This is a genomic window from Arthrobacter sp. 05T410, from assembly GCF_056396505.1.
This window is the reverse complement of sequence record NZ_JBFTLP010000031.1, coordinates 25,350-37,793: the sequence shown is the minus strand read 5'-3', so window position 1 is coordinate 37,793 and position 12,444 is coordinate 25,350. Positions and strand designations below refer to the sequence as shown.

Sequence of the window (12,444 nt, the reverse complement as noted above, 5' to 3'; positions counted from 1 at the left end):
GTGGCCCGTTCCCAGATCCCCGCGGCGGTGTCGGCCGGGAAATAGGCCGAGAGCCAGGCCATGCCGTCCCGGTCCGGGGTGTACTCGACCCGCCGGTCCGCGGCGCTCGTGGCGTGGCGTGCCTCGATGCCGGCGGGGTGGTGGCGTTCGCGCCAGGTGCGGGCCTTGGCTCGGAACCGGGAGGCCACGAGGTCCCCGGCCGGGCAGCCGCGGGCCGGGTTCGGCGCTTCGGGGTCCAGGAAGTGCGCCTCGAGCCCGGCCGCCCCGGCCGCATCCAGGGACGCGGTTTCGTCCACGATGATCCGGGCGTGGGCCCAGGAGATCGCCCCGGACTCAAGGGCGGCCAGGGTCAGCGGCAGCGCCGTCGTCAGTGCCCGGGATTCGGACAGCAGGGCCGCGGCGGTGCGTTCGCTGACGGTCAGGACACAGGCGACCTCGGCCACCAGGGCCATCTCCTGTACGGCGCGGTCCCTGGCGGACGGCGCCGGCGGCGCCAGGAACCTGGTTGCCTGCGCGTAGTCGGCGGTCAGCCGCACCCTCAACGCCGCGGTCCGGGCCTCCATCCGGGCGACCTCGGCGAGCCCGTCCAGGCAACCGTCCGCCAGCCGCCGCAGCGGATCGCCGTCTCCCACCGGGTCGGCAGCAGGCGCATCGTCGCTAGCGGCCGATCCGGCCAAGGCGGCAAGCGCGGCAACCGAGGCGGCGACGGCTTCTATCGCCGCACCGCTCTCCGCGCTCAACGCTGTCCTGCTCTCCACACTCAGATCATCTCAGGAGGCACCGACAGAAATAGCGACATAGGCTGTCCTCGAGCGTGAGCATTGAGCCGAGGGACATCCCGCGACACCGGAGTGACCTGAACGGCGGGAGCCGGAATCCTTAGCAGCCGGTCAGGTGCCGCTTGGGCCTGTCCTGACGGTAGAGGTAGCGGCCGGCTTCACGGAAGCCGGCGCGGGCGTACAGCTCACGGGCACCGGCGTTGGAGGCCATGACCAGCAGCCAGTACCCCGCCAGGCCGCGGGCCCCGCCCTCGTGCAGCAACGCCCGGACCACCCGGCCGCCATAGCCCCGACGCCGTGCATCCGGACGCGTCGCCATGCAGTACAGCCCGCCCCACCCGGGCCCGGACGGGCCGGTGTTGGGCAAGGCGAGGCGTGCGACGGCGGCCGGCGCGCCGCCGTCGTCCCGCACCAGAGCATACAGCGAGGGGCACCCTTCGAGAATGCCGCGGGCCACGGCGAGCTCGTCCGCTCCCCCGCGGCCGTCGACGCTCCACCACAGCTCCAGCCATTCCGCCGACGGCCCGGCCGAAATTTCCACGGCAGGTTCGGGGGCGCCGGGCCCGACGCCGGACTCCACGCCGGACTCAGCACCGGGAACATGGACCAGCACCAAGGTTTCGGACTGCCGGGTGAACCCTTCGGCGTCGAGCACCGCGTTGAGCGCCGCGTGGCGTGGGCCGTCAAAAATTTGGAAGATGAGCGGAAGCCGCCGGCTGCGGTACCAAAGCCGGGCGTCACGGACTGCGGCGAGCTGCCGGTGCGGATCCTCGCCGGGATCCCTCGGCCAGACCGAGTTCGCCCGCTGGGTCACCCCTGACGCCGCCCGCAGCACCCACCCGCCGGATTCCTCGCGCTCCGCGGCAGGCCACGCTGCATCCATCAGCGTCTCCAGCCCGGGGATGGATCCAGGAATCATCCCGGGGCGCGGGTCCAGGTTCATCGGGCTACTCCGTCCGGGACGAATGCGGGCAACTAATGACAGACGGCAGGGACTCCCCGGTTGCCAGGGGAGCCCCTGCCGCTGAAGCTCGCAGGCTAGTCCCTGCCGTCCTCAGGCTTCTTGGGCTGCGGCTTGAAGTCGACGCCTGCTTCCTTGCGCTGCTGGGCCGTGATGGGAGCGGGAGCCTGGGTCAGCGGGTCGAAGCCGCCGCCGGACTTCGGGAACGCGATGACGTCGCGGATGGACTCCACACCGGCCAACAGGGCAACCACGCGGTCCCAGCCGAAGGCGATGCCGCCGTGCGGAGGGGCTCCGAACTTGAAGCCCTCCAGCAGGAAGCCGAACTTGGTCTGGGCGTCTTCCTTGTCCAGGCCCATGAGCTCGAAGACGCGTTCCTGGACGTCGCGCTCGTGGATACGGATCGAGCCGCCGCCAATTTCGTTGCCGTTGCAGACGATGTCGTAGGCGTAGGACAGCGCCGATTCGGGATCGGCGTCGAAGGAGTCCATGAACTCGGGCTTGGGCGAGGTGAACGCGTGGTGGACGGCGGTCCACTTGCCTGCGCCGACGGCGACGTCGCCGGAGGCGACCGCAGCGGCGGCCGGCTCGAACATCGGCGCGTCCACGACCCAGCAGAAGGCCCAGTCAGCGGGGTTGATGAGCCCGGTGCGGTGGCCGATCTCGACGCGGGCAGCGCCGAGGAGCGCGCGGGACGGTGTCTTCTCGCCGGCTGCGAAGAAGATGCAGTCACCGGGCTTGGCGCCGACGGCGTCGGCGAGGCCCGCCCGCTCGGTCTCGGTGAGGTTCTTGGCGACGGGACCGGCGAGTTCGCCGTCTTCCTTGTACAGGACGTACGCCAGGCCCTTGGCGCCGCGCTGCTTGGCCCACTCCTGCCAGGCGTCGAGGGCCCGGCGGGCCTGGGAGGCGCCGCCGGGCATGACGACGGCGCCGACGTAGGGCGCCTTGAAGACACCAAAGTTGGTGTCCTTGAAGAATTCGGTCAGCTCGGTGAGTTCCTGGCCGAAGCGCAGGTCCGGCTTGTCCGAGCCGTAGCGGGCCATGGCGTCGTGGTAGGTGATGCGCTGGATCGGCGTCGGGATCTCGACGTCGATCAGCTTCCACAGGGCCTTGACGATGTTCTCGCCCAGACGGATGATGTCGTCCTGCTCCACGAAGCTGGCCTCGATGTCCAGCTGGGTGAATTCCGGCTGGCGGTCCGCTCGGAAGTCTTCATCGCGGTAGCAACGGGCGATCTGGTAGTACTTTTCGAAGCCGCCCACCTGAAGGAGCTGCTTGAACAGCTGCGGGGACTGCGGCAGCGCGTACCAGGAACCCGGCGCGAGGCGGGCGGGAACCACAAAGTCGCGGGCGCCTTCCGGCGTCGAACGGGTCAGCGTGGGGGTTTCGATCTCCACGTAGCCGTCCTGGTGGAGCAGTTCGCGGGCCACCCGGTTGGCTTCCGAACGCAGGCGCAGGTTACGGGCGGGGCCGGGGCGGCGCAGGTCCAGGTAGCGGTGCTTCAGGCGTGCTTCCTCGCCCACCTCAACGTGTTCGTCGATCTGGAACGGCAGCGGATCCGAGGTGTTGAGGATCGTGACCTTCTCGGCCATGACCTCGATCTCGCCGGTGGGAAGCGCCGGGTTCTCGTTGCCGTCGGGACGCTGGGAGACGGTGCCGACGATCTGCAGCACATACTCGTTGCGCAGTCCGTGGAAGACCTCTTCTTCACGGACCACAACCTGGGCGACGCCGGACGCGTCGCGCAGGTCAACGAATGCGACACCACCGTGGTCACGACGCCGGCCGACCCAGCCGGCGAGGGTTACGGTTTGTCCAATGTGCTCGGAGCGAAGTGATCCGAGGTCATGTGTGCGCAGCACAGCACGCCTTTCTGAAGAAGACAGAGGGAAAATCAAAAGCGATAACAAAACAATGACGTTCTAATATGATCGCTACGGGAACGATCCCGTTCGAGTTTACCCGTTGGAAAGGCCCCTTTTGCCATGGCAACCCGGCGCAACGGAACCCAGCCCGGCGACCAGCCCCCCGGTCAGCACCGCGATCAGCCCGGCGGCCGGCCTGGTCCGCAGCGGCCACCCCAGCGGCTGCAGCGCCGCCTCGGCGTGTTCGATTCCACGGCAATCGGCCTGGGTTCGATGCTGGGCGCCGGCGTGTTCGTCGTGTTCTCCCCCGCCGCAGCCCTGGCCGGGCCGCTGCTGACACTTGCCGTGGCCGTGGCCGGCGTCATCGCCTACTGCAATGCCGTCGCGTCGGCGCAGTTGGCGGCGAGGTACCCCGACAGCGGGGGAACTTACGTGTATGGGCGCCGGCAGCTCGGCCAGTGGCCGGGCTTCATTGCGGGCTGGGGCTTCATCACGGGTAAGACGGCGTCCTGCGCGGCGATGGCGCTGACGTTTGGGCACTACGTGGCGCCGGCCTATGCCACGCCGCTGGCGGTCGCCGGCGTCGTCGTCCTCACGGGAGTTAATCTGCTCGGCATCACGCGGACCGCGCTGCTGACCAGGATCCTGCTGGCCGTCGTGTTGGCCACGCTCGTCTTCGTCGCCGTGGCCTCCCTGCTCGGTCCGCACCCGGCGGGCGCCCCCGCCGTGTCGGCGGCGCCGGCCTATCCCGCGCCGCCCTCCGGCGGCTGGGGCGTCCTTCCCGCGGCGGGGCTGATGTTCTTCGCCTTCGCGGGTTATGCGCGGATCGCCACCCTCGGCGAGGAGGTCAAGGATCCCGCCCGTACGATCCCGCGGGCCATCCTGGCCGCACTGGCCGGGGCCTTCGTGATCTACCTTGGCCTGGCCGCGCTGCTGCAGTGGCACCTGCCCCCGCAGCAGCTGGCGGGTTCGACGGCGCCGCTGCTGGACGCGGTGGCGGTCTCCCGCCTCGGCGCCGGCGTCCCGTTCGTCCAGGCCGGAGCGGCGGCGGCCGGCCTCGGCGCGCTGCTGGCCCTGATCACCGGGGTCGGCCGGACCACGTTGGCGATGGCGCGGGAACGGGACCTGCCCGCCCCGCTGGCCAGGGTGGGCCGCGCCCGCACCGTCCCGTTCACGGCGGAACTGGCCGTCGCCGCCGCCGTCGTGGTCCTGCTGCTGAGCACCGACGTGATGACCGTGGTCGGCTTTTCCAGCTTCGGCGTGCTGGTCTATTACGCCGTGACCAACGCCGCGGCTTTCACGCTGGCCGGCCGCCCCTGGCATGCGCCGCGCTGGCTCAATGTGCTGGGCTTCCTCGGCTGCCTGGTCCTGGCCGTCACCCTGCCGCCGGCCTCCGTGCTGTTCATGGCGGCGGTGCTGGCGGCAGGGGTGGCCGGGCGGTTCCTCGTCCTGCTGGTGCGCAGGACGCGGGACACTAACGGGCCTGCCCGGAAGTCCTAGCCCGCGGCGACTACGCGCACGTGCAGGTCCTCCTCGGAGGGCGTCCACGAGTCCGGGTCGGCGTCGTACTGCTCGCCCGTGCGGATGTCTTTGACCTGGTGCTTGCCGTCGTCGTCAGTGAACCAGACAAACGGAATGCCGCGACGGTCGGCGAACTTGATCTGCTTGCCGAACTTCTCGGCCTTCGCGGCGACCTCCGTGGCGATGCCCCGGCTGCGCAGCTGCGCGGCGACATCCTGTGCGGCGGCCCAGCTGTCGTCGTTGTTGAGCGTCACCAGCACGGCGGTCGGCACGGAGCGGGTGGCTTTGGCCAGGTCCTGGCTCAGTATCCGCGACACCAGCCGGGTCACGCCGATCGAGAGGCCGACGCCGGGGAACTTGCGGTTGCCCTTGCTCGCCAGTGCGTCGTAGCGGCCGCCGGAGCAGATCGAGCCCAGCTGCTCGTGCCCCACCAAGACGGTTTCCACCACGGTGCCGGTGTAGTAATCGAGGCCGCGGGCGATGCTGAGATCGGCGACGACCCGTCCCGGCGCGTGCTGGACGGCGGCCGCAATGACCTGCTCCAGCTCGTTCAGGCCTTCCTCCAACAGCTCGTTGGTGACGCCGAGCGCCCGGACCTGCTCCACAAAGGACGTGTCCGTGGTGCGGATGCCCGCGAGCTTCAGGGCAGCCTGCGCCTGATCGTCAGTGGCGCCGAGTTCCTCCTTGAGCAACTCGGCCACCTTCGCCGGCCCGACCTTCTCGAGTTTGTCGATGCTGCGCAGGACGCCCGCGGTGTCCGTGAGGCCGATCCCGGTGTAGAAGCCCTCGGCCAGCTTGCGGTTGTTGATCCGCAGCAGGAAGTCGGGGATGGGCAGCGCGTTGAGCGCCTCGGCAATCACCAGCGCGATTTCAACGTCGTACCGGAACGGCAGTTCGCCGTCGCCGACGACGTCGATGTCCGCCTGGGTGAACTCGCGGGCCCGTCCCTCCTGGGGACGTTCGCCGCGCCAGACCTTCTGGATCTGGTAACGGCGGAACGGGAACGCCAGGTAGCCGGCGTTTTCCACGACATACCGGGCGAAGGGCACGGTGAGGTCGAAGTGCAGGGCAAGGGCATGCGGGTCAACCTTGGCCGCGGAGTCCTCATCGTCCTGGAGCCGGCTCAGGCCGTAGACCTCTTTATCGATTTCCCCCTTGCGCAGCAACTGGCCCACCGTCTCCACGGCGCGGGTCTCGATCGAGGAGAAACCATGGAGCTCGAAGGTCCGGCGCAGCGTGTCCAGCACATGGAGTTCCACCAGCCGCTCCTCGGGAAGCCACTCGGGGAATCCTGACAGGGAGGCTGTGCGTGCCATGGTGAAATTTTCTCCTCTGGTTACCACTGCGGTATCGCGTTGCTACTGCAGTATCTTCGGGCGCGGGCGTCAGGCGGCATTCTCTCTGTCGAAACGTAACGAAGATAAGCGGCAGACCGGCCAGTCGTGCATAAACTGTGTGCGGCAGTCAGTTTATGCGTTCGGCGCCCGCTTCTTCCAACGGAGCCGGACCCTGCGGGACTGCCGGCAGCTTGCTGCTGCTACCGCGACGGCGCCTACGGCCCCGTCATGGTGGCGGCCATACAACCAGGAGGACCTTTGGCGGCCAGTTCACGCAGCGCACGCGAGGCGAAGCGGCGCGTCCAGCAGATGGAGGCCAGGCGCGGCCTGCGCCGGGACCAGGACAAGCGCCGCAAGCGCGACAACGTCTTCGCCATCAGCGCCGGCACGGCCGCAATTGGCCTGGCCTTGGTGCTTCAGCTGACCGCCTTCGCCTCAAACCCAACCGAAGAGGAATTCGCGGCCGCGCAGGAGGGACTGAACAGCCCGTCGGCGTCCGCCTCACCCACAGCGGCCCCGACGAACGGTGCGAACATCCCCAAGCCGGAGACTGCCGCGGGCAAGACGTTCACGGGCGAGCTCAAGCTGAACCGCGGCACGCTCGGCGTCGAACTCGACGGCACGAAGGCCCCCCAGGCCGCGGCGGTCTTCAAATCCCTTGCCGACCAAAAGTTCTACGACGGCGTCAGCTGCCACCGGCTGACCACGGCGGAGAACTTCGGCGTACTCCAGTGCGGTTCCAAGGCAGGTGACGGCAGCAGCGATCCGAGCTACACCTGGGGCCCGCTGGAAAACACCCCGACGGACAACAAGTACCCCGCCGGAACCATCGCAGTGGCCCGGACCGGCGGGAACGCCAACGGTAACGGCACCCAATTCTTCATTGTGTACAAGGACACCGTCATTCCAGCGGATGCCGCCGGGGGCTATACGGTGGTGGGCAAGGTGACCTCTGGACTCGACGTGGTGGGCGGTATTGCCGCTGCCGGACTGAAGCCCGGCGACAACGCCACCGACGGCGCACCTGCGGAACCAGTCACGATAGACTCGTTCTCACTGAAGTAACCAGCCGCGGCCCCCAAGGCCCTGGTCCCGGTATTTCCCTCCAAGCGAAAGACTTCTAGCGGTGACAGACAGTCAGAAATCCGACGAAACATTGGCAACAGCAGCTGCCAACGAAACCGAAACCGAGGCGACCCCCGCCGAGAGTGCAGGCGCTGCCGTAGACGCCGACGGCGAGACTGCGGCACCCGAGGCCCCAACCGCGACCAGCGAGGAACCCGCCGAGGCACCCGCCGAGGCATCCGAGGCCACTGTGCCCGCCGTTCCGGCAGAACCTGCCGAGCCGGCGGAGACGGCCGTTCCGGCAGAACCTGCCGAGCCGGCGGAGACGGCCGAGCCTGTTGACCAAGCTGCAGCCACCGCCGCCCCGGTTCCGACGCCGGGTCCCGCGCCGGCCGCGCGTCCCGCGCCGAGCCCGGCAGCGTTTGCCGGCCGGCCGAAGGCCAAGCCGTCCGCGGCCGCACCGGCTCCGGCCCCGGCGGCCGTGTCCTCCGCAGCTTCACTGGCCGAAGCGGCCCGCTGGGGCCGTGTTGAAGGCGACGGCCACGTCTTCCTGACCGTTGACGGCACGGAATACCCCGTAGGCCAGTACCCGGGTGTCAGCGAGGACGAGGCCCTGGGCTACTTCGCCCGGAAGTTCGAGGACGTCGTGGCCCAGATCGTCCTGCTGGAACAGCGGGTGAGCTCCAAGGCGCCCACCGCGGACATGCAGAAGACCGTCACGCACCTGCGCGAGCAGCTCGCCGAGCGGAACATGGTGGGCGACATCCGCTCCGCCGAGGCCCGGCTGGACGCTCTGGTGACACAGATCGGCGAGCTGGAAAAGGCTGAGAAGGCCGAGCACGACGCTGTCCGCGCCGCTGAGCTTGCCGCCCGCGAGGCCATCGTGGCCGAGGCCGAGGAAATTGCCGGCCACGATCCCGCGCAGATCCAGTGGAAGACCTCCAGCGCGCGGATGAACGAACTCTTCGAGAGCTGGAAGACCGCCCAGAAGAGCGGCGTCCGGCTCGGCCGCAGCAACGAGGACGCACTGTGGAAGCGATTCCGCGCCGCCCGCACGGTGTTTGACCGGCACCGCCGCGCGTACTTCTCCCAGCTGGACAGCAACAATTCGGCGGCCAAGGCCGCAAAGGAGAAGCTGATCACCGAGGCCGAGGCCCTTTCCTCCTCGACCGACTGGGGTTTTGCCGCCGGCGAGTACCGCCGCCTGATGGATGAGTGGAAAGCCTCACCCCGCGCCAGCCGCAAGGACGACGACGCGCTGTGGGCCCGCTTCCGCGCCGCCCAGGACGTCTTCTTCACCAACCGCCAGGCAGCCAACGACGAGATCGACCAGGAGTACGGTGCGAACCTGGTGGTAAAGGAAGCGCTCCTGGTGGAAGCCAACGAGCTCCTGCCGATCAAGGATCTCGCGGCAGCCAAGAAGTCGCTGCAGTCCATCCGGGACCGCTGGGAAGAGGCCGGCAAGGTGCCGCGCGCCGACATGGGCCGCATCGAAGCCGGTCTGCGGAAGGTGGAGGACGCTGTCCGCCACGCCGAGGACGAAAACTGGAAGCGTTCCAACCCGGAGACGAAGGCGCGCACCAACAGCGCCCTCACCCAGCTCGAGGCCGCTATTGCCGGCCTCAAGGAAGATCTGGCCAAGGCGGAGAAGGCCGGCGACGAGCGCAAGATCAAGGCCGCCCGGGAAGCCCTCGAGGCACGCCAGGCCTGGCTGGAGCAGCTCGAACGCTCAGCGAGCGAACTCTCCTAGGCACACGGCACCCCAGTACGAAGTACACCAGCAGGTCAGTCCAGGCCCCGTTTCGGTTATCCACATGACCGGTACGGGGCCTGTTCTATGTCCGGGGAACCGGGAACGATGGCGGAATGGTAATCATGCCCCGCGCTCCCACCGCTCCGCCGGATCCGGGCCGGCACGCCCTGGTGCCGGGAGCTCCGGTGCCGGGGACTCCAAGTCCAGGTCCGGGGCCGGAACACTGCGAGCTCTACTCCCCCGGCGCGCTGTTCTCCTGGCCGGAGCTGCAGGCCATGGCCGCCGACGGCGTGCTGACGCAGCTGTATCAGCGCGGCTACCTGCCGCCCGGATCCCATGCCAGTCCCCAGCTTCGCGCGCGGGCCGCGGCCCTGGTGGTGGCGCCGGCGATCCGGCAGCGGGTCGTGGCTGGCCGGATGACCGCGGCATGGATCTATGGGTGTGCCACGGAACCGGACCGCCTGGCGCTGCTGGTTGACGCCAACCGGCGGATTTCCAGTCTGCGGTCCGTGCGCGGCTGCACCTTCCACGAAGTTCGGCTGGGGCCGTTCGACGTCGTGAGCATGGGAGGCCTGATGGTGTCCAGCCCGCTGCGCACGGCGGTGGACGTGGCGATGCACGTGGACGCGGAGCGGGCCGTGCCGGCCCTCAGGGCGCTGTTGGCTCGTCCCGAGCTGGGCGTCCGCCTGCGGCTGCTCAGGCTCGCCGTGGAGGCGAGTCCGCGCGTTCCGCATAAGCGGGCGGCCCTGGCGAAGCTCGCCGCCCTCGCGGCAGAGCCGGCGGCGCCAGAAGATCCCGTCCAGTAAGCCTGGACCGAGGCCTGAACTGCCGGGTCAGCTGCGGCGGCGGTTTCCGGTGGTGCGGTACACGTCGAAGACGCCGTCGATCCTGCGGACCGCGCTGAGCACGTGGCTAAGGTACTTCGGGTCGCCCATCTCGAAGGCAAACTTGGAGATTGCCACCCGGTCCGTGGACGTGTGCACGCTCGCCGCCAGGATGTTGACGTGGTTTTCCGAGAGCACCCGGGTGACGTCGGAGAGCAACGATTTGCGGTCCAGCGCCTCGACCTGGATCTCCACCAGGAACACGCTGGACTGTGTGGGGGCCCAGTCCACCTCCACGATCCTGTCCGGCTGGTCCATCAGGCCGCTCACGTTGGTGCAGTCGGTCCGGTGCACGGAGACCCCGGAGCCACGGGTGACGAAGCCCAGGATCGGATCCGGCGGGACCGGCGTGCAGCACCGGGCGAGCTTGACCCAGACATCGTCCACGCCGCGGACAACGACGCCGGAATCGGAGAACCGGGCCTTGCTGACCTGGGTGGGGATGGAGACCTCGGTGAGGGCATCGTCCGGGTGCTCATTCCCGCCCAGGCTCTCCACCAGGCGTTCCATCACGGACTGGGCGGAGGTATGGCCGTCGCCCACGCCGGCGTAGAGCCCGGAGATGTCAGCGTATTTGAAGTCCTCTGCGATCGCAGCGAGGGCGTCGTGGGTCATGAGCCGCTGCAGTGGAAGGTTTTGCTTCCGCATCGCTTTGGTCAGGAGGTCCTTGCCGCGGTCAATCGCTTCCTCGCGGCGTTCCTTGCTGAACCATTGCCTGATCTTGTTCCGGGCCCGGGCACTCTTGACGAAGTGCTGCCAGTCCTGGCTGGGGCCGGCGCCTTCGGCCTTCGAGGTGAAGATCTCGACCCAGTCGCCGTGGTTCAGTTCGCTGTTGAGCGGAACGAGCTTGCCGTTGACGCGTGCGCCGATAGTCCGGTGGCCCACCTCGGTGTGCACGGCGTACGCGAAGTCGACGGGCGTGGACCCGGCGGGGAGTGCCATGACCTCGCCCTTGGGGGTGAAGACGAACACTTCCCGGGCGTTGATTTCAAAGCGCAGGGAGTCAAGGAATTCGCCGGGGTCCGACGTTTCCTGCTGCCAGTCCACGAGGGAACGCAGCCAGCCCATGTCGCCGTCGCGCGGGCTGCCGGGGCCGGCCGCCGTCCGGTTCGGCTGGTCCTTGTACTTCCAGTGCGCGGCGACGCCGTACTCGGCCCGGCGGTGCATCTCGTGGGTGCGGATCTGGATTTCCACCGGCTTGCCGCCGGGACCGATCACCGTGGTGTGCAGCGACTGGTACATGTTGAACTTGGGCATCGCGATGTAGTCCTTGAACCGCCCGGGAAGGGGGTTCCAGCGCGAGTGCATCGCGCCCAGGGCCGCGTAACAGTCCCGGACAGAATCGACCAGGACGCGCACGCCCATGAGGTCGTTGATGTCGTCGAAGTCTTTGTCGCGGACGATCATCTTCTGATAGATCGAGTAGTAGTGCTTTGGCCGCCCGGTGATCGTGGCCTTGATCTTCGCGGCCCTGAGGTCCTCGGTGATCTGGTTGCGGATGACCGCCAGGTTCTTTTCGCGTTCCGGGGTCCGGTCCCCCACCATGCGCACGATTTCCTCGTACACCTTGGGATAGAGGGCAGCGAAGGAAAGATCCTCCAGCTCCCACTTGATGGTATTCATGCCAAGCCGGTGGGCCAGCGGCGCGAAGATTTCCAGCGTCTCCCGGGCCTTGCGGGCCGAGGACTCAGCCGAGACAAAACGCCACGTACGGGCATTGTGGAGCCGGTCGGCGAGTTTGATCATCAGGACGCGGATGTCCTTGGCCATCGCGACGACCATCTTGCGCACGGTCTCGGACTGGGCCGCCTCACCGAAGCTGACCTTGTCCAGCTTCGTGACGCCGTCCACCAGCATGGCCACTTCCGGGCCGAACTCGGTCTTGAGGTCGGCGAGGGTGTAGGACGTGTCTTCGACGGTGTCGTGCAGCAGGGCCGCGGCCAGCGTGGTGCCGCTGAGGCCGAGTTCGGCGAGGATGGTGGCCACCGCGACGGGGTGGGTGATGTACGGGTCGCCGCTCTTGCGCTTCTGGCCCCGGTGGCAGCGCTCGGCGACCACGAAGGCACGCTGGATGAGATCGAAATCCTCTTTGGGGTTGTTGGCGCGCACAGTGCGCAGCAACGGCTCCAAAATCGGCGAGTAGGCCGGAGTGCCACGGCCCGTCAGCCGGGCAAGTCGGGACCTCGTGCGCTCGCGCCGGCCGGGAAAAGTGGGCCGGGCACCGGAGTTGTCCACCGGCACGGGAACATCGGGGCGTCCGGGAACCACCAGGCCAGTCT

9 protein-coding genes are annotated in these 12,444 nt (G+C 68.5%); 4 read left to right on the top strand and 5 right to left on the bottom strand.

The features are described from left to right. From AC1DFR_RS21190 to aspS, 3 genes are all read right to left on the bottom strand, one after another. Positions 1 to 758 (bottom strand): DUF222 domain-containing protein (locus tag AC1DFR_RS21190; RefSeq protein ID WP_476874411.1); only part of this gene is annotated, 758 nt, incomplete at its 3' end. Between the two features lie 121 nt (positions 759 to 879). Further along, entirely contained in the window at positions 880 to 1,722 is an 843-nt protein-coding gene (locus AC1DFR_RS21185; protein WP_476874410.1) for a GNAT family N-acetyltransferase, read from the bottom strand. A 95-nt stretch (positions 1,723 to 1,817) separates the two neighbouring features. Further along, positions 1,818 to 3,602 carry an aspartate--tRNA ligase gene (gene aspS / locus AC1DFR_RS21180; protein ID WP_476849310.1) on the bottom strand — a complete coding sequence of 595 codons (1,785 nt, stop codon included), beginning with the start codon at positions 3,600 to 3,602 and terminating at the stop codon, positions 1,818 to 1,820. 123 nt (positions 3,603 to 3,725) lie between these two features. Between aspS and AC1DFR_RS21175 the strand changes: the two genes are divergently transcribed. Further along, complete coding sequence (locus tag AC1DFR_RS21175; protein WP_476849311.1) at positions 3,726 to 5,105, top strand: APC family permease; 1,380 nt, start codon at positions 3,726 to 3,728, stop codon at positions 5,103 to 5,105. Here AC1DFR_RS21175 and hisS read toward each other — a convergent pair. After that, the gene (hisS, locus tag AC1DFR_RS21170; protein WP_476849312.1) at positions 5,102 to 6,442 is read right to left on the bottom strand and encodes a histidine--tRNA ligase; all 1,341 of its coding nucleotides are present in this window, start codon (positions 6,440 to 6,442) and stop codon (positions 5,102 to 5,104) included. The two genes, AC1DFR_RS21175 and hisS, sit on opposite strands and share 4 nt — an antisense overlap. Positions 6,443 to 6,721: 279 nt before the next feature. On the opposite strand from hisS, the gene AC1DFR_RS21165 reads away from it, so the two are divergent. The 3 genes from AC1DFR_RS21165 (at position 6,722) to AC1DFR_RS21155 (ending at position 10,087) form a co-directional block, all read left to right on the top strand. Further along, complete coding sequence (locus AC1DFR_RS21165; RefSeq protein ID WP_476849313.1) at positions 6,722 to 7,528, top strand: peptidylprolyl isomerase; 807 nt, start codon at positions 6,722 to 6,724, stop codon at positions 7,526 to 7,528. Positions 7,529 to 7,589: 61 nt separating this feature from the next. Further along, positions 7,590 to 9,278: a DUF349 domain-containing protein gene (locus AC1DFR_RS21160; protein ID WP_476874409.1), complete on the top strand. Its 1,689-nt coding sequence runs from the start codon at positions 7,590 to 7,592 to the stop codon at positions 9,276 to 9,278. A gap of 116 nt (positions 9,279 to 9,394) precedes the next feature. Further along, a complete protein-coding gene (locus tag AC1DFR_RS21155; RefSeq protein WP_476858411.1) occupies positions 9,395 to 10,087 on the top strand; it encodes a hypothetical protein in 693 nt (230 codons plus the stop codon). 27 nt (positions 10,088 to 10,114) lie between these two features. Here AC1DFR_RS21155 and AC1DFR_RS21150 read toward each other — a convergent pair whose 3' ends face one another. Then, a complete protein-coding gene (locus AC1DFR_RS21150) occupies positions 10,115 to 12,433 on the bottom strand; it encodes a RelA/SpoT family protein (RefSeq protein WP_476849343.1) in 2,319 nt (772 codons plus the stop codon). Between the last annotated feature and the right edge of the window lie 11 nt (positions 12,434 to 12,444).